Here is a 25,084-nt window from a genome sequence, read left to right as displayed (position 1 = left end):
CTATCTAATCCTTAAAAAAACAATTTGAACAATATGATAGTCTTATTTTCTGATTTTTTTCTTAAGGGAACGAAAACGTTCCGCCCAGCCAGGCTTTTGATTTTCGTCGCCACGCTCAATGGCCAGGGCATCTGCCTCTACATTTCGTGTAATTGTACTGCCGGCACCAACTATTGCACCCTCCCCGACGGTCACTGGCGCAACCAACGCCGTATTTGAGCCAATAAATGACCCAGCCCCGATTTTAGTGGCGAATTTGTCAAATCCGTCGTAATTGCAGGTAATGGTTCCGGCGCCGATATTAGCTTCGGACCCGATTTCCGCATCACCGATATAGGATAAGTGGCTGATTTTCGCCCCTGTCTCAATCATGGATTTCTTGATTTCGACGAAATTGCCGACTCTCACGTCGCTGGCCAGGTTCGCTCCGGGACGCAGCCGCGCAAATGGTCCTATTTGCGCCCGTTCACCAATTGTCGTGCCTTCCAAATGGCTATGGGCCTTGACACGGACATTGTCGCGGATAATGACATTGGTTCCAATGAATACATTGGGCTCAATCACCACGTCCTGTCCGATTTTCGTATCGTAACTGAGCCAGACAGAGGCCGGGTCAATCAAGGTTGCACCACCCTCCATTACTTGTTGCCGCCACTGCGATTGAACCACCTGCTCGGCTTGCGACAGCTGTACCCGGTTGTTTATCCCCAGTAATTCCAGCTCATCGCCGATCACATAGGTACATGTCAGGCCCTGGCTATTGGCAATCTCGACCACGTCGGTCAGGTAGAATTCACCTTTTGAGTTATTGTCTGTAATGGCCCCGATCAAGGACGCCAGTTTACTGCCGTCAAAGACCATGACACCGGAATTACAGATACCAATCGCCCGGGTTTTTGCATCGGCATCGGCAAATTCGACGATTGCCTCCAACTCACCGGCTGTATTTGTAACCAGTCGTCCATATTCAGCAGCATCCTCAGGCTCAAACCCCAGAACAGCAACTGCAGCGCTCTGTTCCCGGCGCTTTTCGACCATTGCGCGCAATGTTTCGAGCTTGATCAACGGGCAATCACCAAACAGAACTAGAACATCTCCCTCAAAACCGTCCAGTGCGTCGAGGGAAGACAGGACCGCATGCCCGGTGCCTTTTGCCTGGTGCTGGATTGCGATGGTGGCCGGCGCCACTTGTCTCTGCACAGCATCCATATTTGGCGCTGTCACCACAACTACCCGCTCGGTTCCCAGCTGATTTACCGTATCGAGCAAATGAGACACCATCGGACGGCCGCCAATTTCATGCAATACCTTGGGTTTTGAAGAATTCATCCGGGTACCGGCCCCGGCGGCAAGAACGACAGCAGCAATAGCAGACATTTGTTCACTCATATCGAAGTATTTTAAAATGTTGGACTTTACAATTCGGATGCACTCTTGCACAAGGAAGAACAGAAATATAATCAAACAATGTTACCGGATTTTTCACCCATGCAGGATTTATACGTACTTTTTGACCTTGACGGAACCCTCGTTGATTCTGCGCCGGACCTGCACGGAGCGCTCAATCACTCCCTCACTCGGGCCGGTCGGGATCTGATTGATATTGCGCAAGTCCGTCATATGGTTGGTCAAGGTGCGCGAGTGCTGCTGGAAAGAGGCTTAACAGCAACCGGCGGTATGCCGTCCGCGGAAATATTCGAAGAGCTTGTAGAAGAATTCTTTGATTATTACGAAGACCACCTCATCGATCACAGCGTCCCTTATGAAGGCGTCGTAACATCGCTGGAGTTGTTTAAAAAAGCCGGGGTGACCATGGGCGTCTGTACCAACAAACCCATGCGGTTCGCTGTTCCGCTCTTACAGCAGATGGGCTTGTCGAAATTTTTCACGGCAACCACCGGCGGCGATAGTTTCGAAGTACGAAAGCCCGATGCTGGACATATCAACGGTACACTAGAGGAAATGAACTTCACCAAAGGTACAGCCTTGATGGTGGGCGATTCAGACAGCGATATTTCCGCAGCCCGAAACGCCGGAATCCCCAGTATCGCCGTTACCTTCGGCTATACGGAGATTCCCGTATCCGACCTCAACCCGACCCATATTATTGATCATTTCGACGAGTTGTATCCATTGGTAACCAAGATAACAAGGAGCTGACTATTCTTTCGCTTGCTCGCGTAAAACCTGTATATCCCGCAAGGCATTCTTTTCGGTCATTTCATCAGAAATAAACACGGCGGATACCATACGAAGATAGTAATTGTCATAAACCGTAAATTTTACATAATATATTTCGCCGGGTTTCATGGAAATATGGGCTTTCCTGCCTTTTTCACCCGTTTCATCTGTATAAATTATATGGTCGCCGGGATCCGTATCGTAAATACCAACCTCGCCGATATTCAAAGTCCCCATCTCCTTCCCATTATCCAAAACAGACATGCTGTCATCCGACAAGGCGTTCTGCGTGGAACGGTAAACGACAACGCGGCTTTTATCTGAAGAAACAGGCAGTTTATCAGCTGTCTCCGAGAATTTCTTGCCAGAAGTCGTGCACCCAACCAATAAAACAAATGCCAAAACAATGGATATAAAACGCATAAAATAATACCTTGAAAGAAATCTATTTGCCCTGATACCTAGTTAATTTAAGTTGCGGCAAAGCTGTGGTTTCCGGGATGACATTTGTTGTGAAAGTACCGGTCCATGTACCCGGGTTATAATCTATTCTTAAGTAATAAACCTCACCAGCCGCCATTTCTAAGTGAAAGAGCTTATCAATACCCGGCGTTTCCGTAAGAAGTGCATGATATCCGGGTTTCGCCGTGTAAGTAATATAGCCACCGACATTTATGGATCCTTTATCCACTCCGTCGTCCAAAAATTTAACAGACCCGCCAGATCCGATGATCGTATCAACTCGATACACAAATACCCGGCTTTCACCGGCAATCGGCGTAACTTGCTGCCCTTTTTCAGTAAATAGAGGGCCTGAAGCTGTACAGCCAACCAACAACGCAAACGCGAGGCAAACGAATACTATCCGCATAAATAAAACACCTTTTAAGGAAATTGGAATATATTGTATATCGCAAAAATGGCATTTTAGATGAATAGCGTCAATCGAAAGGCAGTCTGTATATGGAGATTGCAGTGGCTCTGTTGCACAAAAACACAGTGTTGAAACCTGTAAAAGGAATCTAATCGCAGGTTCCTTTTACAGGCCATTGTCAGCCCGAACGAACAGTTATACCACGAGCCGTTCCTTAAGCGGTGGCACGGACCATAGTGTGGGGTGTGCGGGAGCGGAACAGCATAATGCTCAGCAACAAAGCAAGCGCTTCGGCAATGGGCAGGGCGTAGAACGCCCCCATATAGCCAAATTGCTGCCAGAACAGGTAAATCAGGGTAACCGGCAGCACAAGTGACCGTGCCATAGCAATCATCGCTGATTGCTTTGCGCAATGCATGCCTGTGAAGTACGTGGACACAGCAATATTTGCGCCGTTGAACAGGAACATCGGCCAGACGATTGCAATAATGCTGACGGCAAGCAGCTGTATATCCGTTTCATCGGCGTTCAGGAAGACACCGACCAACTCACCGGACCAAATCAGCATTGTCGCGGCGATCAGCCCGCCAACGAACAAGTTAAACCCGATCCCCATAAACAGGAACGTGGATATCCGCTGTGCTTGACGCGCGCCAAAATTGACGCTGATCAAGGGCACAATGCCTTCAGCCACCCCGTAGAAAACCAGAAGACCAATGAAAAACACATAATTGACAATCGTAAACGCGGCGACACCGGATGCGCCCACATGGATCATTAGTATCCAGTTCAGGATAAACAGCACAATACCGGCAGAGGTTTCATTCAGAAACTCCGAAAATCCATTGATCGCGGCGCGCGGAATGACGGACCATGATCCCCGCGGACGGACGAATTTAAGGACAGCCTTTGATCCCAGGAAATGAACTAGGATCACAGCAGCACCCGTGACATATGCCAATCCCGTGGCAAGGGCGGCACCAAACAAGCCCCATCCAAGCCATCCAACCAAAAGCGCATCGAGCCCGATATTGGATACCGTAATACCAATCATCCCATAAAGTGAAAAGCTCGGCCGGCCATCAACGCGGGCAAATTGGCTCAATAGCACTACCACAGCCAAAACTGGATAAAACCAGGCGAGAACTCTTAGATATTCTGCACTTAAAGAAACAGTCGTTCCCATAGCTCCTAGCCCACGCGCGATCATCTCAGGAAATACGAACATCACGAGGACGCTTACAAGGGACATCAATAAGACAGTTATGCCGGTTTTGGAAAAAACATCCGATGCAGCCGGTACGTTTTTCTCGCCCAAATATTTTCCGGCAATCACCGAGGATCCAACCGTCATCATAATCATGAGCCCGTAAATCAAGGCCAGTAGCGGCATAACGAGGTTGACGGATGCAAGCGCATCCGCTCCAACGAAATTACCGATAAAGATACCATCGACAATTACTGCAGAGGAAATTGCGAGCATGCCGAAAACCGACGGGAAAACGAACCGAAAAAACTCGTTTATCGGTGTGCCCGTGATCATTTTTTGCTCAGCGCTCACGACTGACATGGCCTCTATCTCTCTAAATTGAATATTACGTGTTGGCGAACGGAGTTTTTCGGGTCAATATTGGGGGAATACTGAAACTGAACATCCGTTCAAGTTGGACATATGGCCAAATTCAATATATGTCAACAGTGGAGAAGAAATATTTTGAGATCCGGGAAGGAAATGCTTGGCTTATTTAGCAAAAGAAGAACGTCGTGAAACCATTTTCAAGGCTGTTCTTGATGTCGTCGCACAAAAGGGATTCGGCGGTATAACAGCGCGCGGTGTGGCAGCTGAACTTGGTGCCGCGACCGGCATCATTCACCATCATTTCGACTCCTTGACTGAACTGAAATGCTCATCCCTGCTCTATGCCGCGCAGCAGGATCTTGAAGCCAATGACTTGCTTGTGGCGCAATATCCCATTGGCGAAGCCTTGATACGGGTTCTCGACTGGCGCAAGGTGCCGAACAGCACCAGTATCTCCCGCATTTGGATCAGCGCCGCCGATGAGGCAACACGCTCAGCGGAATTTGATACTGTTTATGGCAAAGCGGTAAATGATTTTCACGCACAATTATCGGGATATATACGCGACGGCCTTAAATCCGGCGCCTTGAAATCCAAAATGGATCCCGATGTTCTCGCCTGGAAACTTGTAGCCTTATCCGCCAGTCTGTCGGACTTTCTGGCGTCTGATCATATCGCTGTTACCGGTGATCAGGTCAGTCAGATTATCCTACAGGAACTGCACGCTTGCCTGGGAATACAGATCTGACGCTCCATAGGGATAACGCGGGATTATTCGTTCTTAGGAAAAAGCGGCAGGCCGTTGATTTTGTTTCCAGAGGATATATTCCGCTCGAAAATCCAATCGGCAATATCACGCCATACCACGGGCCCTTGTAAATCCCGCATAAGCATATGCCAGCCGTTCTCATACAGCACAATGTCAACATCCTCAGGCAAACGTGCGGCCATGGCGTCCACCGATGATTTCGGGACAAGCTCGTCTTTTTCCCCGTATAGCAGTAAAATGGGTGGCAACAGATCGTCTGCCGCTTCATAGGCATTATCCATCAAATCGACGAGGCCGTAAATCGCGTCAATACGGGTTGCCTTTATAAACAAAGGATCCGCCCCCAGATTGCGCAAGACGGATATGTTATCCGATGCCTGTACACCAAGTCCCCTGCCCGTCAATTTTGTCTCAGGAAAGGTATGGGCTGCTGTCCATAGAACTGTTTTGTAGAAAATATTAAGCGATTGCCATCCCCATACGGCTGGTGCAGACAGGATTGCCCCAGAGACCTCGGGGAACTCCGGGTCGCCGACAGCAGTCATGACAACTGCACCCCCCATGCTTTCACCCAGCAGGTAAATCGGTACGGTCGGGTATTTCTGCTTGGCTTGCTCGACAAGACTGGCCAGGTCCCGCACCATAAGGTCCTGTCCGGGCCAAACTCCAGTCTCGGGAGTTGCGCCAAATCCTCGCTGATCATAGGCAATTGTTGTTATGCCCTGCGTCGACCACCAGCTTCCGGGAAAAGCGAAGGCATTGCTGTAATCATTAATGCCATGAACAGCAATGATCACTGCCCGGGTTCCTTCCGTCGCTTCCCAGATCTTTACCGGTAATTCCTTATCATCGAAAGTCGTCAAAGTCGTAGCGGTCAGCTCGGGATCTACCCGCGACTCCCCGGCCTGCTGTACGACAGGGGTGCAGGCGGAACTGAGAACAACAAGCATCATCGCCAAAAAGACATGATGGGCCCGTTTTCGGAATTTAAATTTAACCGTCATGGAATCACAGATTTAACAAACGCCGTGTTTCGGCTTGCAGGATCGGGACGATCTCGGTTTCATACCAGGGGTTCTTCTTCATCCAGCCGGTCACCCGCCAACTCGGATGCGGGAGCGGGAGTAAATCGGGGGCGAATTCCTCATACGCCTGAACCGTCGCCGTCAGGGTTTTCTTCCGGCGCGGACCCAAATGGTATTTATGGGCATATTGGCCAACGGCCAGGGTCAGTTTCACGTTCGGCAATAAAGGAATCAGGTTGGGGTGCCAGGTTTGTGCGCATTCCGGTCGCGGTGGGCTGTCGCCACCTTTTTCAAGGCGTCCCGGATAACAAAAACCTTGTGGAATTATGGCGAAATTCTTGGGATTGTAAAAAGTCTCCTTATCCACACCCAGCCATTCACGCAGCCGGTCTCCCGACGGATCATCCCAGGGGATACCCGACGCATGGACTTTGGTACCCGGGGCCTGTCCGGCAATCAGGATGGGTGCTTCGGCGTCGGCAATCAGGACCGGTCTTGGCCCCAGTGGTAGTGACGCCTCGCAAATCCGGCAGGCGCGGATGTCCTTTAAAATCTGATCCAGGGCACTGGTCACGATACGGTCCCAAGCCGGTGCATCAGCTCGGACCGTTGCTGATCATCCAGTTTATGTAAAACAACACCGGCAGGTGGCGCGCGTTCCCATTCAGCGAGAACTTCCTCGGCAAGCCTTTTGCCGAAAATCAGACAAGTCACGTGATTAACCTTCAAAATCTCGCATTTTCGAGCAAGTTGTTTTTCGACGGGCTCCTCCAGCTCGATCCTAAAGGACTGTCCCGCCAGCCAACTCATGGCAGGTGCTCCTGTTAACATCAGCTGCAGGTCACTCACCTTTGAAGTTTCCATCGCGTTTCTCAAAAAAGGCATCAATGGCTTCGCCATGATCTTTCGCGTGATGGGAGAGTGCCTGATAGGCAGCGGACATTTCCAGCAGGCTGTCCAGGCGCATATGCTCCCCTTCGCGCAGTAGTTTCTTTGCCATACGGAGCGAATGCGGTGGATTAACGGCAATGCGCCGTGCCAGGTCGCGAGCGGTGTCCATCAGTTTTTCGTTCGGCACAACGCGCGATACAAGTCCCCAGTCGAGGGCCGTGGCACTATCGATCATTTCACCGGTAAAAGTCATTTCGGCTGCGCGACTGCGCCCGATCACCCGTGGCAGGAACCAGGCTCCGCCATCCCCTGGGATAATTCCCAGCTTAACGAAACTTTCCGCAAATCGAGCAGATTCAGCTGCAATACGGATATCGCACATGCAGGTGAGATCAAATCCCGCCCCTACCGCCGCGCCATTGACGGCGGCGATTGTCGGGACTTCCAGATTATAGAAGGCCAGGGGGATTTTCTGAATGCCCTGACGGTAGGATTCCCGCAACTCCGCCGGAGAGCCCGCGAACATCCCCTCCTTGTCCCGCATATGCTTGACATTCCCGCCAGCGGAAAAAGCTTTTCCGGCACCGGTCAGAATAACGCAGCGGACTGAATTATCTGTATTGATCCGCTTCGCCGCGTCAATAAACGCATCGAAAATGACATCATCGGACAGGGCGTTACGCTCCTCTGGCCGATTGATCGTGAGGGTTACAACGCCCTCATCTTGTTCGTATAAAAGTGCATCAGTCATGGCCGCAAGGCTACTCAATTGGCGAATAAATAGAAAGCCTCAATTTTAGGATTTCCGCCGATCCAGCAGGAAACTTGACAATCTCCCGGAATAGGAAGATCGTTTATTGAATCGGGCGCAACAGCTCCCAATAATAAAAACACTGGAGACAGAATGTCTGCGCCGACGACTGCTGCCCCAAGTTCCTATAAAGGGATCTTCCTGTTTTGTACGGCCATCTTCCTGTTCGTGGTGATGGACACGATTGTCAAGGTCGCGACAGAATCCTACCCACCCATGCAAGTTGTCTGGGCGCGGAATTTCTTTCACACCGTATTGATGACCCTGTTCATGGTTCCCTCGCAGGGCCTCAGGCTCATCCAAACCAATCGGCCCAAACTCCAGATTATCCGCTCCATGTTACTGCTCTGCGCGACCATCAGCTTTTTCACAGCGATAAAATACGTGCCATTGGCCGATGCCGGCGCTGTCGGTTCGACGGCGCCGCTTTTTGTTATCCTGTTTTCAGTTCTTATTCTGAAGGAAAAAATAAGCTACCGTCGCTGGGGGGCTGTAATTGTGGGATTTCTGGGAGCGATGGTTATTCTCCGGCCCGGCATGACCGAGGTCCACCCGGCCCTGTTTCTGGTGATCTGCACCGCCATTTTTTACGCGCTGTACCAGATCATGACCCGGTTTCTGTCCGGCATCGACAATCCGGCAACAACGCTTTTCTATACGTCGCTTGTCGGGACTGTTTTAATGAGTGCTGCCATGCCGTTTTTCTGGGTCGCCCCCGACCTGCAAGGATGGCTGATCCTCATAGTTATTGGCCTGATTGGCGGCGTTAGTCACTTTATCATGATCAAGGCTTTTGACTTCACCACAGCGTCAACCGCTGCACCGTTCCAGTATGTGCAGTTGATCTGGATGGCGATTTTCGGCTATGCCGTGTTCGGCGACTTCCCCGACGGCCTGACCATTGTCGGCGCGCTGATCATTGTCTGTAGCGGCCTGTATATCCTCTATCGGGAGCGGCAGTTGGGCAAAGCGTGAGTAAAGATACAACCCCTAGCTCTTGCCAACGTCTGACAGATCTCCATACATTTCGGGTCTGCGGTCGCGGAAAAATTGCCAGTTATCGCGGATTTCCTTGACCATATCCATATCCATATCCGTCACGACCAGCTCGTCCTTATCTTCCGACGCCTGGGCAATAATTTCGCCGCGCGGATTGACCACATAGGACGATCCGTAAAACTCGCCGATATTCCACGGTGCTTCCGAACCAATCCGGTTGACCGCGCCAATATAGCAGCCATTCGCCACGGCCGAGGCTGGTTGTTCCAGCTCCCATAAATACTGGCTGACCCCTTTCACAGTCGCCGATGGATTAACGATATACTCCGCCCCATTCAGCGCCAACGCACGCCAACCTTCGGGGAAATGTCGGTCATAGCAAATATAGACTCCGAGTTTGCAATAAGCCGTGTCAAACACCGGCCAGCCGGAATTTCCCGGACGGAAAAAGAATTTTTCCCAGAAACCCGAAACTTGCGGGATATGGGTTTTCCGGTACTTGCCAAGATAACTGCCGTCGGCATCTATTACGGCGCAGGTGTTGTAGTAGATCCCGGTTTTTTCCAGCTCATACATGGGAACCACAATCACCATGCTGTATTTTCTGGCATATTCCTGCATCAGCTTGATGGTGGGACCATCAGGAATACTCTCGGTCGCGGCGTACCATTTACTGTCCTGGGAGGGACAGAAATACGGCTGGTTAAACACTTCCTGAAAACAGAGGACCTGCACCCCCTTATCGCCGGCTTCTTCAATATAGGGAATATGGGCGGCGACCATCATGTCGCGAATTTCATCAGGATGCATATCCGTATTACCCTTGAGGCCCATTTGTATCAGCCCTGCCCGTAACATCGTCATTTATCCCCTCCCGTTTCAAAAAGATAGAAATCTTCAATTTTTGACCATATGGTCAGGATTTTAGCTATCCTTTTTCAAAAGGCAAAGCTAAAATAAGGCTAAATACCGGGCCATAGACCCACATATGCGAACATAACAAGGAGAAAGACATGTCAACTCTGATACGAGGTGGAACGGTCGTTACCTCAGAAATGACTTATCGGGCAGATGTCTATTGTGAAGATGGGCTCATCAAAGCCATCGGTAAGGATCTTGAAGTCCCGTCCGGCGCCGAAGTTGTTGATGCCGGCGGACAGTATGTCATGCCCGGTGGCATCGACCCCCATACCCACATGCAGCTACCGTTCATGGGCACCGTGGCCTCAGAGGATTTTGAGACCGGCACCGCCGCCGCAGCCGCAGGAGGTACGACGCAAATTATCGATTTTGTCATCCCTGACCCGGAAGAACCCCTGATGGAGGCCTATCAGAAATGGCGTGGCTGGGCTGAAAAATCCGTGGCAGATTACAGCTTTCATGTGGCCGTTACCTGGTGGGATGACACGGTCCACCGGGATATGGGAATTCTGGCTGAGCAAGAAGGCATCAATTCCTTCAAGCATTTCATGGCCTACAAGAATGCCATCATGGTATCCGACGAGATGATGATTGCCAGTTTCTCCCGTTGCCGGGAATTGGGGGCCATGGCCACCGTTCATGCGGAAAATGGCGAGATGGTCTATCACCTGCAGCAGGAAATGCTGAAAAAAGGCATTACGGGTCCGGAGGGGCATCCGCAGTCCCGCCCGCCTGAAGTGGAAGGCGAAGCAGCGAACCGTGCTATTCGGACCGCCCAGGTTCTGCAAACGCCAATTTATGTAGTGCATGTGTCGTGCAAGGAATCACTCGAAGCCATCACGCGTGCCCGTCAGGAAGGTCAACGGGTTTTCGGCGAATGTCTTGCGGGGCATCTGCTGATAGATGACAGTGTTTACTATAATGATGATTTTGAGTTTGCCGCCGCCCATGTCATGAGCCCGCCGTTCCGTCCCAAGGACCATCAGCGGGCCTTATGGCGCGGATTGCAATCGGGTAACCTTCAAACGACGGCAACGGATCATTGTTGTTTCTGCGCACCGCAAAAAGCAGCCGGCCGGGATGATTTCACCCTTATTCCCAACGGCACCTCCGGGGTTGAGGATCGCATGTCCGTTCTCTGGCATCACGGCGTCAATACGGGCAAACTGACCATCAATGAATTCGTGAAAATCACCTCTACCAATGCGGCGCAGATTTTCAACATTCATCCGCGCAAAGGATCAATCACGATTGGTGCAGACGCGGATATTGTTGTCTGGGACCCTGAAAAAACCCGGACGATATCGGCCAAAACCCATTTTCAGAATGTGGATTTCAATATCTTCGAAAATATGGAAACCCGCGGCAATCCAAGCCATACAATCAGTCAGGGCAATGTTGTGTTTAAAGATGGCCAGTTGAATGTGGTCAAAGGGGCCGGTCGTTATATCAAGCGTCCGACCTTCAATACTCATTTTGCCGCGCTTGAAAAACGCCGGGCGGAAACAGCTCCCAGAAAAGTTAATCGTGCGGCCCAAGCCGCTGAGTAATTTCCGTTAGATATCTTCAAAAGACCTTGCCCTGACACGGGCGGGGTCTTTTTATGATTACAATGCGTCCCGTTCTTGATGCTGGTTGACACCCTTTGAAATCGCGACCAGCAGGCCCGCGATTGTAATCAAAACCATGCCGATGATTGTCAGCAGATCCGGCTTTTCCGTGAAGAACACCAGACCCCAGATTACGGCGGATACAAGATAACCATAGTCAAAGGTCCCGATGATGGAAGGTGGCGCGATTTGATAGGCCCGGGCGACACCGACAAAAAACACGGCAGAGAGTAACCCGAGAAACGCCATTAACGCCCAATGCTCTAGCGCCATGGAAAACCAGTCCCCGAACAAGAAGGGAAAAGAATCCTTTGTCGCCATATCAAGTCCGGCAAGATACAGAACGGCGCTGACCAGCAGACCCGTTACAAGAAACGCCACATGCAGATTGAGGGCAAGGTTAAGCGGCGCCTCCTCCTGACATTTACTGCGGGTCAGGATCATGGCGAATGAATATAAAGCGGCACCCAGCAGGGGCAGCAGCGTGAACCATGAAAAGGCGTCGGTTCCGGGCTTCAATATCACAAGCACTCCCAGAAAACCCAAAAAGACACCAATCCATTGACGCTTAAGGACCGGCTCACCGATTAGTAATGCGGATAAAAGCGTTGTAAATATGGGGTTCGTATACATGGCAACTGCGGCGACGGACAAACTCAGAACTGGTAAAGACGCATAAAAAACGATCCAGGACAGGATTAACAGAAAACTTCTGAAGACAACCCATTTTGGGGCCTTCAGGAAGAGGCTGACTTTGCTCACCTTGCAAATCAGGAGTAGAACCGGAATGGCGAACAAGGACCGGGCGAAAAACACCTGCCAGACAGTAAGATCTGAGCTGATCAGTTTTACCATGGCATCGTTGAACGACATCATGCAAACCGATGCCAGAATAATGACGATGCCTTGCGCGGTTTTATCTGGTCGCGGTCCCTGCCGCGTCATTGGAATACGGTCTTTCCGGAAATCCTATGGCGCTTTAAGGGGAACCCGTAACAAGGTACCGAATTCTTCCGCGAAATTGGCGGAAACACGGCCATGTACTTTTCCCTGCTTGTCGAAAAACTGTCCTTTATCGCCAATGGGAAAGACACCTTCATGCCAGATATTAGGGTGGATATACAGGGCTTGCGTTCCATCACAATAGAAGCTGACAAAATCTTCGGGGCTTACATTATCTCCTGGCAGCGCAAGAGGCACCATGAAGGGCGTTCCATCCAATGAATAGAATAGTTGCCCGCCATCCGGATGATAATTGGCATGCCAGAGCAGGACTTGATCCCGTTCGCTTTCGGTGTTTTTGGAATCAGCCTCGCTCGGATCACAACACCAGCCAAGCACATAGGTATCGTGAATGGCATTATTACGGCCCCATAAAACATCCCCTTCCCACCAAAATTCGAAAATGCCTTCGGCGGTACCCCCCTGATTGCCGGTCCCCTCATCTACCCGCCGGCGTCCGGTGAGCGGCCAGGTGACAATTTCAATTTCAAAATTCTCATAATCCGACACCAGACAGCCATATCCTTTCAGGCTTTCGTCGGTGGCGACGACCACAGGCACATCCAGCAACGGCAGGTTGGCGGGAATGTCCGGATTTAGAAAATTGGGAGATTTAGCGGTTGCCGAGTGATCCATATGCTGTCCTTTCACTGCTTTTCAAGGATTAAGCCATAGGACATAAAAAAAGGGAAGGTTTCCCTTCCCTTTTTCGCAACAAAAATGTGTTTAGTTTTGAGCGCGTTCCCAAATCATCTGGGTATAGGCACCTTCCGGTTTCTTGGCGATCACCACATCGGATTTACCGGACATCAGAATATCCACAGTCCGCTGATAGGCTGCTTCGTCCAGACGGCCAACTTTGTTAGTTCCGACAAGTTTGGCAATTTCCCGCATCATACGGCGTTGATGCTTCTCGGTCTGGGCACCAGTGGCATCATTTTCAAGAACGATGTCGGCCGCTTCATCCGGATTGGCAACCGCGTATTCCCAGCCTTTCAGGGATGCAGCAACGAAACGGGACAGCTTGTCGACCATAGCATCATCTTTGAGGCTGTCTTCCATCACATAAAGACCGTCTTCAAGCGTCGCGACGCCCTGCTCTTCATATTTGAACACGGTCAATTCTTCCGGGGTCAGACCTGCATCCAGGACCTGCCAGTATTCGTTATAAGTCATTGTAGAAACACAAGCGGCCTGCTTCTGCAAGATCGGATCAACGTTAAAGCCCTGTTTCAGAACCGTGATATCCGGGTTTGAGCCGGAAGTTGAAAACCCAAGCGTATCCATCCAGGACAGGAACGGATATTCGTTGCCGAAGAACCAAACACCCAAGGTCTTGCCTTTAAAGTCGTTGGCTGTTTTCACGCCCATGTCTTTACGACACGTCAGCATCATGCCGGATTTTGCAAAGACCTGCGAGATATTGACCAGCGGAACGCCTTTTTCACGGGTGGCCAGAGCAGCCGGCATCCAGTCAATGACAACATCAGCGCCGCCACCGGCAATCACTTGCGAAGGGGCCACATCAGGTCCGCCAGGTTTAATGGTGACTTCCAGATCGGCATCTTTGTAGAAGCCTTTATCCTTCGCCACGTAATAGCCTGCAAACTGGGCTTGTGTTACCCATTTCAGCTGCAAGGTCAGTTTATCGGCCGCCTGCGCGGACATGGCCATGGCACCAAATATGGCGGCAGTGGCGAGTAAGGTTAGTTTCTTCATTTCTCTTCCTCTCCTGTTTAACGTTCTACTTATTATCGTTTCTTCTTATCTATTCCCAGTTTATCTAGCCCGCCGGTAAGAAGCGTGCCAAAAGGTCAGTCTCTTCTCAAACAAGGCCAGCAGGCCATAAAATACGGAACCAACGACGGCGGCGACGGCAATGGTTGCCCATACGATATCGACATTCATGCGGCCAACTTCCGTTGAAATCCGGAACCCCATGCCGACAATCGGCGTGCCAAAAAACTCTGCGACAATGGCGCCAATCATTGCCAGTGTTGAGTTTATTTTAAGCGCATTGAAAATAAAGGGAAGCGCGTTTGGCAAGCGGACAAAGAAAAGCGTCTGCCAGTAACCCGCAGCGTAGGACCGCATCAGATCTTTCTCGATCTTTCCCGTTGCCTGCAATCCGGCAAGAGTGTTGATCAGCATGGGAAAAAAGGTCATGACGACAATAACAGCCGCTTTGGATTCCCAATCGAACCCGAACCACATCACCATGATCGGCGCGATCCCGACGATCGGCACGGCACTGACAAGTGAGCCCAAGGGCAACAGACCACGCTGCATAAAGGGAATCCGATCAACCAGAATGGCCACAAGAAAACCCGATCCACAGCCGAACACGAACCCCGATAGCACCGACTTGATCACTGTCTGATAGAAATCCGCATAGAGTGTCTCACCATTAGCCGCGATGGCGTCACCGATTTGCCCGGGCGATGGCAACAGAACCGACGGCACGCCAAAGCCCGTAGTGACCACCTGCCATAAATATAGCAGCCAGAGCCCGAACAGGGCCGGTACAGCAAAGGAAATCAGCCGGTTAAACTCCGCCGCTTTTGACAACATAGCCATCGCCCGCCAGGCCAGAAATCCAAGTCCTGCAACATAAATCCACAGCCCGATTGCCTCATAGCCATCAGTTCGGAGAGTATCGATGGCTAAAAGTGGCGCCATTACACCCAGGATCAAGGCAAGTGTGACAAACAGGGCAAATGTTAAGTTTGTTACCCGAAAATAAAGTTGTATCCCCGCAATCAGGACAGACGCGGCAACCAATGCACCGGCCCGAATGTCGAACCACCAGGTGACGGAGTCATTGCCATCATGCCCGACAGGAAACCAGAAAGAGACAAGGGAAAAGCCCATAAATATAATCAGGACAGGATCATAACGGCCCGCCATCAGCTCTGCCCTCCCATCCGGCGCAGCGTCAGCTTTTCAGCAATCCCGACGGCCCAGACAAGCACCATTCCCAGCACAGATGCCACCACAAGCGCCGACCAGATCTGGATGGTTTGCCCATAATAGGACCCCGCCAGCAAGCGAGCCCCAAGACCTTGTACCGCGCCCGTTGGCAGTTCGGCAACAATGGCCCCCACCAGACTGATGGCCACGGCAACTTTCAAACTTGTAAAGAGATACGGAATGGAGGCTGGAATGCGTAATTTCCAAAAAACATCATTATTCGACGCGCTATAAGTCTTCATCAGGTCAAGCTGCAGTATGTCCGGCGATCTCAATCCCTTGACCATTCCAATGGTAATGGGAAAGAAACATAGATACATGGAAATGATGGCTTTGGGGACCAGCCCGGTCAGGCCCAGATGGCCCAACACGACAATGATCATGGGAGCAATGGCCAGGATTGGAATGGTTTGTGACGCAATAACCCACGGCATCAGGCTGCGGTCCAGTGTTTTGACATGGACAATCCCGACCGCGAGAACAATGCCGAGTAACGTCCCAAAGGCAAATCCCAGCAATGTCGATGACAACGTTATCCAGGCATGAAAAACCAGGCTGCGTTTCGAGGTGATTTTCTTGTCAATGATGGTGTTGTCCAGTTCCTCAATAATCTGTTGAGGAGCCGGCAGGATCGGCCGTTCCATGGACCAGGAATCTTCAACCAGATCTGAAAATTCCCAGTCGGTTTTCGACCGTTCATATCCGTCGATCAACCGTTCGGAGTTCATATAAACAGCGCCCGCATACCAGATCACGATAATCGCCAGAATGACCGTTACGACAGGAAGTATCTGGCCGTTATAGAGCCGACCCCAATGGCTGGGTTTCGTTCCTGTCTGCTGATCAGTCATCGTAGGAATGCCCCGATCTCAGCCCTTCTCGCACCCGGTGGGAAATTTCGAGAAATTCCGGGGTTTCCCGAATATCGAGAGTTCGATCCCGCGGCAGGCCGCTATCTATGATATCAATGATCTTGCCGGGCCGCGGCGACATGACAACAATTTTCGACGATAAAAAGACGGCTTCGGGAATGGAATGGGTCACGAAGACAACGGTCTTTTGTGTTTGATTCCAGAGTTTTAAAAGCTGCTCATTCAAATGATCCCGTGTAATCTCGTCAAGGGCACCAAAAGGCTCATCCATCAGCAGGAGATCCGGCTCAACCGCCAATGCCCTGGCTATGGAAACCCGTTGCTGCATCCCGCCGGAAAGCTGCCACGGAAATTTTTTCTCAAACCCTTCCAGATTGACAAGCGCCAGGTTTTTCTCCGCCCGCTCTCGCTGTTCTTGCTTCGATAAGCCCATGATTTCCAAAGGTAACATGATATTCTTTTGAACGGTCCGCCAGGGATACAAAGCGGGCGCCTGAAAGACATATCCATACGCCCGGTTTTTCCGGGCTTCCTCAGGGGACAAGCCGTTCACTGAAATATGGCCATCCGTCGGTGTTTCCAGATCAGCGATAACCCGCATGAGCGTGGTTTTCCCGCAACCGGAAGGTCCGATGAAGGAGACAAAGTCGCCGGCATCCAGTTTCAGGTCGATATCCGACAATGCGTGAACCGGCGCGTCCGGTGCCGGAAAGATCAGGTTGAGTTTTTTGATCTCAACGACGGCATCTGTAGACATCTCAGGCAATGTTGGCGCGCTCAACTATCGCATGCAAAAGAACATTGCATCCGGCGGCGAGATCTTCCGGTGTCGCCTCTTCTTCCTCGTTATGACTAATCCCGTTCTCACAGGGAACAAAAATCATTCCCGTTGGCGCGACGCGGCTGATATAGCAGGCATCGTGACCGGCACCGGAAATTATATCCATATTACCGTAGCCAGCTGTATCCGCACCGTTTCGAACCGCTTTTACGCAGGCATCATCGAACTCAACTGGTGGTGAATACCAGATTTCTTCAAATTCCATTTCAAAGCCACCATCTTCCGCTGTTTTCTTGCAAAAAGCCCGGAGTTCAGCATCCATCTTGCTCAAAATCTCGTCTTTCGGATGACGGAAATCAACCGTGAAAAATACCGAACCCGGTATTGTATTGCGGGAATTCGGGCTGGATTGCAGCAGACCGACCGTTGCACAGGCGAAAGGTTGATTATCCAGGCCAATTCGATTGACTTCCGTGACCATCTTGGACGCCGCGACAAGGGCGTCTTTGCGGCGGGCCATCGGGGTCGGTCCGGCATGAGCTTCCTGCCCGGTTACGGTAACTTCGTACCAGCGTTGTCCCTGGGCGCCCATCACTACGCCGATGGTTTTCTCCTCATGCTCCAGGATCGGGCCCTGTTCAATATGCGCTTCGAAAAAGGCTTTGATCTCACGCCCGCCTACCTCTTCGGTTCCGGCATATCCGATGCGATCAAGTTCTTCGCCCATGGTCTTGCCGTCAAGATCTGCACGACTGAGGCCATATTCAAGATCAAAAACGCCGGCAAAGACACCTGAGGCGACCATGGCCGGGGCAAAGCGCGAGCCTTCCTCGTTGGTCCAGACGGCAACCTCAACCGGATGCTCTGTTTTCACGTCAAAGTCATTTAACGTCCGCAAGACTTCCAGTCCGGCGAGAACTCCAAATACGCCATCATATTTGCCGCCTGTGGGTTGGGTATCCAGATGAGACCCTGTCATCACGGGGGCAAGATCATCATTTGTTCCGGCCCGGCGCGCAAATATATTGCCCATTTTATCAACTTTGATGGTACAGCCCGCATCCTTACACCACTCAGAAAACAAATCCCGGCCTTCACGATCAAGGTCCGTCAGCGCCAGACGGCAGCATCCGCCTTTTTCCGTCGCACCGATTTTTGCCATTTCCATCAGGCTTTCCCAAAGGCGGTCGCCTTTCACATTCATATTCTGCATGTTTATTTCCGTCTCTATTCCGCGGCTGTTGCCAAAGGGTTTAGGGGGTTCTGGTTCCAATTCATATATGGCTTGCCACTATCAACTTCTTCCATTGTGATGCAATTGTCGACAGGACAGGCCAGCATACACAGATTACATCCCACACATTCCTTGTCCACTACTTCGTAATGACGTTCACCGTCAACACGAGAGGCTGTTATGGCTTGATGCGATGTATCTTCGCAGGAAATATGGCATAAACCACATTTAATGCAGAGATCCTGATTGATCCGCGCCTTGATGTCGTAATTCATGTTGAGCTGGTTCCAGTCCGTGACATTTGGCACGGCCATCGCCCGAAACTCATCAATGGATTTATACCCTTTACTGTCCATCCAGTTACTAAGGCCGGTTTTCATATCATCGACGATTTTGAAGCCGTAATGCATGGCCGCTGTACAAACCTGCACGGTTCCGCAGCTGAGCGCCATGAATTCCGCCGCATCGCGCCAATCGGATACGCCGCCAATACCGGATATGGCAATATTCCCGCATTCCGGATCTCTGGCAATTTCCGCCACCATATTAAGCGCGATGGGTTTTACCGCCGGCCCGCAATAACCACCATGCGCTCCTTTTCCATCTACCGTCGGCATGGGAGCCATCTGATCGAGATCTACATTGGTAATGGAGTTGATGGTATTGATCAGGGAGACAGCGTCCGCCCCACCCCGGACCGCGGCCCGTGCCGCGTGGCGGATATCCGTTATATTCGGCGTTAGCTTAACGATTACAGGGAGTTGGGAATATTTCTTACACCAGCGTGTGACCATCTCGATATATTCCGGCACCTGCCCGACCGCAGCCCCCATACCGCGTTCAGACATCCCGTGAGGACAGCCGAAATTCAGCTCAATCCCGTCGGCTCCTGTCGCGTCAACCTTTTTCAAAATCCGCTTCCACGGCTCTTCCTCGCAGGGCACCATTAACGAGACAACAACGGCCCGGTCCGGCCAGTCTTTTTTCACCCGGGTGATTTCCTCCAGATTGACCTCCAGCGGGCGATCCGTGATAAGTTCTATATTGTTGAACCCCATCATCCGCTGACCATTGAAATTAACGGCGCCGTAGCGCGACGACACATTTACCACCGGCGGGTCTTCACCAAGTGTTTTCCAGACCACACCGCCCCAGCCCGCTTCAAATGCGCGCACGACGTTATATTCCTTGTCCGTTGGCGGCGCACTGGCCAGCCAGAAAGGATTCGGAGTTTTAATTCCAGCGAAATTATATGTTAAATCAGCCATTCTATCCGTCTCCGCCCCTATGAATTCATCAAATAGTCGTTGATTGACTTCGCAGCTTGTTTGCCATCCTGAACAGCTGCCACGGTTAATCCGACATTATCAACAACGCAGTCACCGCCCGCATAGACGCCGGCCAGGGATGTCGCGTAATTCTCGTCAACGACAATTCTGTTATTCTGCAGCTCCAGTCGGCCCGAGTCATGGGTAACAGGATCCGGAACAAACACCTGTCCGATGGCCTTGAAAACCATATCTGCGTGCAGCGTTGTTGTCTCCCCTGTTCCGGTCAGTTTTCCATCACGATCCAGTTCCGTATATTCGAACTCAACTCCATTGACATGGTCTTCAACTGTCTTGACGGCTACCGGCTGCATCCAGTGCTTAATGGTAACATTGTTATTCTGGGCAAATTTCTGCTCGACCAGAGTTGCGCTCATATCCGCCGCACCACGCCGGTAAACCAATGTGACGCTTTCCGCGCCAAGCCGTTTCTTCTTCACGGCGATATCGATTGCCGTACTGCCACCGCCGATGACCACAACATGACGGCCAACCAATAAAGCGCTCAAATCATCCGTCTGGCGCAAGTCGGCAATATAATCGACAGCGTTATACAAACCGTCCATATGTTCGTTATCCAGCCCCATGGCCTGAACAGAGCCAAGACCGCTTCCGATAAACACCGCATCATAGTCACGACGCAAATCCCCAAGATGGATATCCTCGCCCAGCCGTTTTTCATGATGAACGGTAATCCCGCCAATGCCGAGGATAAAATCCACTTCCTTCTGGGCAAAGTTATCCGGCACCTTATAGGCCGCTATGCCGTATTCATTAAGGCCACCGGATTTTGGTAAGGCCTCGAATATATCCACTTCATGACCCAGGATAGCCAGGCGATGCGCCGCGGCAAGCCCGGCCGGTCCGGCGCCGATAATGGCTATTTTTTTCCCCGTCGCAGGGCCTCTTTCATAGGGTTGCTCCGCGCTGTCCATCAACCAGTCTGTGGCGTAACGCTGGAGCTTTCCGATCACAACCGGCTTATTCTCCTGTGCCGTCCTCACGCAGGCCCCTTCGCAGAGAACCTCTGTTGGGCAAACACGGGCACAAGCGCCTCCCATGATATTTTCATCGAGAATATCCAGGGCGGAGCCCCGCACATTATCCGTTGAAATTTTCCGGATAAAATTGGGAATATCGATTCCCGTCGGGCAAGCCTCCATGCAGGGCGCGTCATAACAGAAGTAACAGCGGCTGGCTTCAATCAGCGCTGTCTTTCGGTCAAGTCGCGGATACATATCAGAAAAATTTTGCGCCAACTCTTCATCGGACAGCCGTCCGACAGCGATATCGCTCATAAGTCTTTTCCCCTGTTGTTGCCCAAAATCACTTTTTATTTTTTTGGACATTCCCTTGTTGCCAAAACCATAACTAAAAACTGACCAAATGGTCAAGTTTTTTTAAAATTAGTTGCAAGACGGCTTGAAATAGTGGATTTTTAACTCAATATTCGGGCGCCAGAATTAGTTTTAGAACCAGTTGGGTAGTTAAGTGGATCAATCTACAGATGGAAATGCGCAAGGAAGAATTCGCCTTGCCAACATGGAACGTATTATGAAGGCCGCCGAGAAGGTGTTCGCAGAATCGGGGTTTCGTGGCGCCACAACTTCAGCCATTGCCCTGGAAGCGGATTTACCCAAGGCCAATATCCATTATTATTTTGGCACCAAGGAAAAGCTCTATCGGGCGGTTCTGGATGATATTGTTGATGTCTGGCTCTCCTCCTTCAAGGGCCTCGGAGAATCTGATGATCCCGCCGCCACGCTGAGTGACTATGTGCGGGCAAAAATGGAACTCTCCAAATCCCGGCCCGAAGCCTCCCGAGTATTTGCCAATGAACTTATTCGCGGAGCGCCGCGGATCAATACCTACCTCTCCACCGAACTAAAGGACTGGGTGGATGAAAAGGCTGCGCTCATCGATACCTGGATTGAACAGGGCAAAATGGCGCCGGTCGATAGCCAGCATCTTATTTTCCATATCTGGGCCCTCACCCAGACCTGGGCCGATTTTGAAAGCCAGTGGTCCGCCATTCTGGGGCGGGAAAATGGCCTTACCGATGAAGATTTCAACGTGGCGACCAACAATATCATTACCACAATCTTGCGTACCTGCGGCTTGGTTCCCGTCAGTGCCCGCCAGCAATAGGGCCGAAAAATGCCAGATGAGCCTTCAATGACGCCCCGTCAGATTGTCGACGAATGGGTTAAGCGGTTCAATGAGGGCAATGCCGCGTCAATTGCGGAATTATATGCCGAGGAGGCCGTTAATCATCAAGTTACCCAGGCCCCTGTCACGGGCCGCGCAGCCATACAGGCCATGTTTGCCCGGGAATTTGCCGCCTCGGATATGGTTTGTATTCCAGAGACAATTCATGAAGCTGGTGATGTCGCCATACTGGAATGGCGCGATCCCGTTGGCTTGCGCGGATGCGGGTTTTTCACGGTAAAAAATGAGCTGATTGTCTTTCAGCGCGGATATTGGGATAAACTCAGTTTTCTAAAACTGCATAACCTGCCCTTGGCATAGAATTCCCGCTTTAGGCGCCGTTCATCTCTTCTTGCAGTATCTCCAGCTCCAGCCAGCGATCCTCATAAGTCTCTTTTTGCGTCTTGTATTCCGATAACTTGGCCACACTGGCGTTAAACAAGTCGGGGTTCTTGTTAAAGAACTCCGGGTCAGCCAGGTCGCTTTCCAGTTTCGCAATATCCGCGTCCAGCTTCTCGATTTCCGCTGGCAACCGCTCCAGATCGCGTTGATCCTTATAGGTGAGCTTCTTTCGGCTTTGTTTTTCCCTGTTATCGGCCGGCAATGTTTTTTTATCGGCAGTTTTTCGGGATTTTGCGCCTCTGTCCTTGCGGCCCCGTATGTAATCGGAATAGCCGCCCACATATTCATCCACATGCCCGCCCTCCTCGATGACAATGGTTGATGTCACCAATTGATCGAGGAAGTCGCGGTCATGGCTGACCACAAGCAGGGTTCCGGAATAAGAACTTAGCATTTCCTGGAGGAGATCAAGGGTTTCCATATCAAGATCATTTGTCGGCTCGTCCAGCACCAGCAGATTACTTTCCCGTGCCAGCAACTTGGCGAGCAGCAAGCGGTTCTTCTCTCCGCCCGACAGGGATTTGACCGGGCTTTTCGCCTGCCTGTCTTCAAACAGGAAATCCCGCAAATAGGCCACCACATGCCGAACTTCGCCGCGCACCAGCAATTGACCGCTGCCGGGATCGGCCAGGGTGTCCCAAAGACTGGTATCCGGATCCAGACTGTCCCGATGCTGATCAAATATGGCCGGGGTCAGGTTGGTACCCAGTTTGACCTCTCCCGTGGTGGGTTCAAGTTCCCCCATGAGGATCTTCAATAAAGTGGTTTTACCGGCACCATTGGGGCCAATGATACCGACCCGGTCGCCTCTTTGTATTTTAGTTGAGAATTTTCGAATAACTTCCTGTTCTTGCTTAAGTTCATCCATATATATTTTGGAAATATCATGTGCTTCAACGACCGTTTTTCCGCTCTTGCTGCCGGCGCTCACGGTTAGCTTGGCATTGCCGACTGGCGCGGCGCGTTCTGCCCGTTCAGCGCGCAACCGATGCAAGGCCCGGATGCGACCCTCATTCCGCGCCCGCCTTGCTGTAATGCCCTTGCGGGACCAGTCGGTTTCCTCGGCTATTTTCTTGTCCAGTTTCTTGGCTTCCACCTCTTCACGGCGAAGAATTTCCTCCGACCAGTGATCAAAGGCCGAAAATCCCTTGCCATGGGTGCGCAGCTGACCACGATCCAGCCAGAACAGGCGATTGGTCAGGTTCTTTAAAAACTGTCGATCATGGCTGATGATCATAAGGGCGCCCTTAAACGCTTTCAGCTCCCCTTCCAGCCAGAGAATTGTGTTTATATCCAAATGGTTAGTCGGCTCATCTAAAAGCAATACATCAGGCTCGGAAACAAGCGCCTCAGCCAGGGAAACACGCCGCGCCTCTCCGCCGGACAACGTATCCAGCTGGCGGCTGCCGTCGATCCCCACACCCACCAGCACCTGATCCACCAGATAGCTGGTATCGCCCCCGTCATCGGCGGCGCCTTTGGGCAAGCCGCTTTGAACCTGCTCATAGACAGTCCGTCCCGGGACGATAGTCGGTTGCTGCCGCAGATAACTGACGCGAACACCGGTTTGCAGGAACCTCTCCCCGCCGTCCAGATCGATATCGCCGGCTATGGCTTTCAGCAAGGTGGATTTTCCCGATCCATTGCGTCCCATCAACGCAATACGCATGCCCCGCTCCACCCCGAGGGAAATATCGGAAAACAAATCACCCCCACCAAACGTGACGCGGGCATTCTGAAGGGCCAGGATAGGAGCTGCCATAAATCGTGGGTCCAATAAGTTGGAGTTTGATCAGTGAGAGGCTTCTAGCATTTATGCATCCCCCACAGCAATTGGCTGGTGAATAAAATTATCTGGAAACCGGCGATCAGGATTTATGCCGGATGATATTAAACCCTTCCGCCGCCGCCGGGGGGACGAAATAGCTGCTGATCAGGTCATATTCCGCGTCTGTGGTTTTGAAAGGATGCTCTCCCGTGGCGTTGCGCGCCTGTAATCGCGCCTTGCAGATGTCATCCGGCACATCGAGAAAATGCAGCTCATGGGCAACCCCGGCCGTCTCAAACAAGGTTTTCAGCCATAACCGGCCCTCAACAGTATTTGCTGGGAAATCGAGAACCACTGTATTGCCGGTGACCAGTAACGCCTGAATATGCCCGCCCAAGGCCGTTTTCAGCCGTCCGGAGTACCGGACATAATCCCTCAAATCCTTTATTTCACCCGGGTAAAGAGCCGTCAACCACGCATCTTCACTCAGAAGAATTGATTTGGATCCTTGGGCGAGCTGGTTTACCAGCGTCGATTTTCCCGAGCAAATTTTCCCGCAAACAAGATGTAACATCGGCTTGGCCGTTTGCTCTTGGTTATCTGTCGACATAATTTTTTCTCCGTGACCATATTTAAAGGCTCAAAGAGACGGCATGAAAAAACCCGCCTCACTGGGCGGGTTGGACTTGCGACTTAAGACACAGGTTATCCCGCCATTTGATGAATGGAGTTGATAATCCGGTCAATAATTTGTGCGCAGTAAGTCATCCTCACTTTCTAGCATCAATCACCTTGCCCCGGCAATTGATCTTGTCAACATAATTCCCATATGGAGAATATTCTACTTAAAATAGAATTA

26 protein-coding genes are annotated in these 25,084 nt (G+C 51.3%); 6 read left to right on the top strand and 20 right to left on the bottom strand.

Annotated features, from left to right (window positions below):
* Positions 1–42: 42 nt before the first annotated feature.
* The gene (gene glmU, locus NBZ79_RS09620) at positions 43–1,377 is read right to left on the bottom strand and encodes a bifunctional UDP-N-acetylglucosamine diphosphorylase/glucosamine-1-phosphate N-acetyltransferase GlmU (RefSeq protein WP_251937983.1); all 1,335 of its coding nucleotides are present in this window, start codon (positions 1,375–1,377) and stop codon (positions 43–45) included.
* Positions 1,378–1,488: 111 nt separating this feature from the next.
* On the opposite strand from glmU, the gene gph reads away from it, so the two are divergent.
* The gene (gene gph, locus NBZ79_RS09615) at positions 1,489–2,160 is read left to right on the top strand and encodes a phosphoglycolate phosphatase (protein ID WP_251937980.1); all 672 of its coding nucleotides are present in this window, start codon (positions 1,489–1,491) and stop codon (positions 2,158–2,160) included.
* Here the strand turns inward: gph and NBZ79_RS09610 are convergent, their stop codons facing one another.
* The 3 genes from NBZ79_RS09610 to NBZ79_RS09600 form a co-directional block, all read right to left on the bottom strand.
* A complete protein-coding gene (locus tag NBZ79_RS09610; RefSeq protein ID WP_251937977.1) occupies positions 2,161–2,604 on the bottom strand; it encodes a DUF2846 domain-containing protein in 444 nt (147 codons plus the stop codon).
* A gap of 22 nt (positions 2,605–2,626) precedes the next feature.
* Positions 2,627–3,052: a DUF2846 domain-containing protein gene (locus NBZ79_RS09605; RefSeq protein ID WP_251937974.1), complete on the bottom strand. Its 426-nt coding sequence runs from the start codon at positions 3,050–3,052 to the stop codon at positions 2,627–2,629.
* 217 nt (positions 3,053–3,269) lie between these two features.
* Positions 3,270–4,625 (bottom strand): MATE family efflux transporter, encoded by a 1,356-nt coding sequence (locus NBZ79_RS09600; RefSeq protein ID WP_251937972.1) that lies wholly within the window; start codon positions 4,623–4,625, stop codon positions 3,270–3,272.
* A 166-nt stretch (positions 4,626–4,791) separates the two neighbouring features.
* Between NBZ79_RS09600 and NBZ79_RS09595 the strand changes: the two genes are divergently transcribed.
* Complete coding sequence (locus NBZ79_RS09595) at positions 4,792–5,382, top strand: TetR family transcriptional regulator (RefSeq protein ID WP_251937969.1); 591 nt, start codon at positions 4,792–4,794, stop codon at positions 5,380–5,382.
* A gap of 23 nt (positions 5,383–5,405) precedes the next feature.
* Here NBZ79_RS09595 and NBZ79_RS09590 read toward each other — a convergent pair whose 3' ends face one another.
* The 4 genes from NBZ79_RS09590 to NBZ79_RS09575 are packed head-to-tail and all read right to left on the bottom strand — an operon-like array spanning position 5,406 to position 8,070.
* Positions 5,406–6,407 (bottom strand): alpha/beta hydrolase, encoded by a 1,002-nt coding sequence (locus NBZ79_RS09590; protein WP_251937966.1) that lies wholly within the window; start codon positions 6,405–6,407, stop codon positions 5,406–5,408.
* 4 nt (positions 6,408–6,411) lie between these two features.
* Positions 6,412–7,002 carry a uracil-DNA glycosylase family protein gene (locus NBZ79_RS09585; protein ID WP_251937963.1) on the bottom strand — a complete coding sequence of 197 codons (591 nt, stop codon included), beginning with the start codon at positions 7,000–7,002 and terminating at the stop codon, positions 6,412–6,414.
* Positions 6,999–7,238 (bottom strand): hypothetical protein, encoded by a 240-nt coding sequence (locus tag NBZ79_RS09580; RefSeq protein ID WP_251937961.1) that lies wholly within the window; start codon positions 7,236–7,238, stop codon positions 6,999–7,001. The genes NBZ79_RS09585 and NBZ79_RS09580 overlap by 4 nt, the downstream gene beginning before the upstream one ends.
* 31 nt (positions 7,239–7,269) lie before the next feature.
* Positions 7,270–8,070, bottom strand: coding sequence for a crotonase/enoyl-CoA hydratase family protein (locus NBZ79_RS09575; protein ID WP_251937959.1), 801 nt, complete (start codon positions 8,068–8,070; stop codon positions 7,270–7,272).
* Between the two features lie 153 nt (positions 8,071–8,223).
* Between NBZ79_RS09575 and NBZ79_RS09570 the strand changes: the two genes are divergently transcribed.
* On the top strand, positions 8,224–9,105 hold the full coding sequence (locus NBZ79_RS09570) for a DMT family transporter (RefSeq protein WP_251937956.1): 882 nt from the start codon (positions 8,224–8,226) through the stop codon (positions 9,103–9,105).
* 15 nt (positions 9,106–9,120) lie between these two features.
* Here the strand turns inward: NBZ79_RS09570 and NBZ79_RS09565 are convergent, their stop codons facing one another.
* Positions 9,121–9,993, bottom strand: a complete 873-nt coding sequence (locus tag NBZ79_RS09565; RefSeq protein ID WP_251937953.1) for a nitrilase-related carbon-nitrogen hydrolase — start codon at positions 9,991–9,993, stop codon at positions 9,121–9,123.
* Between the two features lie 149 nt (positions 9,994–10,142).
* On the opposite strand from NBZ79_RS09565, the gene hydA reads away from it, so the two are divergent.
* Entirely contained in the window at positions 10,143–11,600 is a 1,458-nt protein-coding gene (hydA, locus tag NBZ79_RS09560; RefSeq protein ID WP_251937951.1) for a dihydropyrimidinase, read from the top strand.
* A 57-nt stretch (positions 11,601–11,657) separates the two neighbouring features.
* Here hydA and NBZ79_RS09555 read toward each other — a convergent pair whose 3' ends face one another.
* From NBZ79_RS09555 to NBZ79_RS09515, 9 genes are all read right to left on the bottom strand, one after another.
* Positions 11,658–12,605: a DMT family transporter gene (locus tag NBZ79_RS09555; protein WP_251937948.1), complete on the bottom strand. Its 948-nt coding sequence runs from the start codon at positions 12,603–12,605 to the stop codon at positions 11,658–11,660.
* Positions 12,606–12,629: 24 nt separating this feature from the next.
* A complete protein-coding gene (locus NBZ79_RS09550) occupies positions 12,630–13,298 on the bottom strand; it encodes an ureidoglycolate lyase (RefSeq protein WP_251937945.1) in 669 nt (222 codons plus the stop codon).
* 90 nt (positions 13,299–13,388) lie between these two features.
* The gene (locus tag NBZ79_RS09545; protein WP_251937944.1) at positions 13,389–14,381 is read right to left on the bottom strand and encodes an ABC transporter substrate-binding protein; all 993 of its coding nucleotides are present in this window, start codon (positions 14,379–14,381) and stop codon (positions 13,389–13,391) included.
* Positions 14,382–14,441: 60 nt separating this feature from the next.
* Positions 14,442–15,569, bottom strand: coding sequence for an ABC transporter permease (locus tag NBZ79_RS09540; RefSeq protein WP_251937942.1), 1,128 nt, complete (start codon positions 15,567–15,569; stop codon positions 14,442–14,444).
* Positions 15,569–16,483, bottom strand: a complete 915-nt coding sequence (locus tag NBZ79_RS09535) for an ABC transporter permease (RefSeq protein WP_251937940.1) — start codon at positions 16,481–16,483, stop codon at positions 15,569–15,571. The genes NBZ79_RS09540 and NBZ79_RS09535 overlap by 1 nt, the downstream gene beginning before the upstream one ends.
* A complete protein-coding gene (locus NBZ79_RS09530) occupies positions 16,476–17,261 on the bottom strand; it encodes an ABC transporter ATP-binding protein (RefSeq protein WP_251938058.1) in 786 nt (261 codons plus the stop codon). The genes NBZ79_RS09535 and NBZ79_RS09530 overlap by 8 nt, the downstream gene beginning before the upstream one ends.
* Before the next feature lies 1 nt (position 17,262).
* Positions 17,263–18,498 carry a Zn-dependent hydrolase gene (locus NBZ79_RS09525; protein WP_251937937.1) on the bottom strand — a complete coding sequence of 412 codons (1,236 nt, stop codon included), beginning with the start codon at positions 18,496–18,498 and terminating at the stop codon, positions 17,263–17,265.
* A gap of 14 nt (positions 18,499–18,512) precedes the next feature.
* Positions 18,513–19,787 carry an NAD-dependent dihydropyrimidine dehydrogenase subunit PreA gene (gene preA / locus NBZ79_RS09520; RefSeq protein ID WP_251937934.1) on the bottom strand — a complete coding sequence of 425 codons (1,275 nt, stop codon included), beginning with the start codon at positions 19,785–19,787 and terminating at the stop codon, positions 18,513–18,515.
* Positions 19,788–19,804: 17 nt separating this feature from the next.
* The gene (locus NBZ79_RS09515) at positions 19,805–21,145 is read right to left on the bottom strand and encodes an NAD(P)-dependent oxidoreductase (RefSeq protein ID WP_251937932.1); all 1,341 of its coding nucleotides are present in this window, start codon (positions 21,143–21,145) and stop codon (positions 19,805–19,807) included.
* A gap of 193 nt (positions 21,146–21,338) precedes the next feature.
* Between NBZ79_RS09515 and NBZ79_RS09510 the strand changes: the two genes are divergently transcribed.
* Together NBZ79_RS09510 and NBZ79_RS09505 are read left to right on the top strand one after the other, a co-directional pair.
* Entirely contained in the window at positions 21,339–21,995 is a 657-nt protein-coding gene (locus NBZ79_RS09510) for a TetR/AcrR family transcriptional regulator (protein WP_251937929.1), read from the top strand.
* Between the two features lie 27 nt (positions 21,996–22,022).
* A complete protein-coding gene (locus NBZ79_RS09505; protein WP_420854600.1) occupies positions 22,023–22,376 on the top strand; it encodes a nuclear transport factor 2 family protein in 354 nt (117 codons plus the stop codon).
* Positions 22,377–22,386: 10 nt separating this feature from the next.
* Here NBZ79_RS09505 and NBZ79_RS09500 read toward each other — a convergent pair whose 3' ends face one another.
* On the bottom strand, positions 22,387–24,219 hold the full coding sequence (locus tag NBZ79_RS09500; protein WP_251937924.1) for an ATP-binding cassette domain-containing protein: 1,833 nt from the start codon (positions 24,217–24,219) through the stop codon (positions 22,387–22,389).
* Between the two features lie 106 nt (positions 24,220–24,325).
* The gene (locus tag NBZ79_RS09495; protein ID WP_251937923.1) at positions 24,326–24,835 is read right to left on the bottom strand and encodes a P-loop nucleotide/nucleoside kinase family protein; all 510 of its coding nucleotides are present in this window, start codon (positions 24,833–24,835) and stop codon (positions 24,326–24,328) included.
* Positions 24,836–25,084 lie beyond the last annotated feature (249 nt).

Source organism: Sneathiella marina (genome assembly GCF_023746535.1).
Taxonomy (GTDB): domain Bacteria; phylum Pseudomonadota; class Alphaproteobacteria; order Sneathiellales; family Sneathiellaceae; genus Sneathiella; species Sneathiella marina.
The sequence above is the reverse complement of the archived record's forward strand: the minus strand, read 5'-3'. Positions and strand labels throughout refer to the sequence as shown.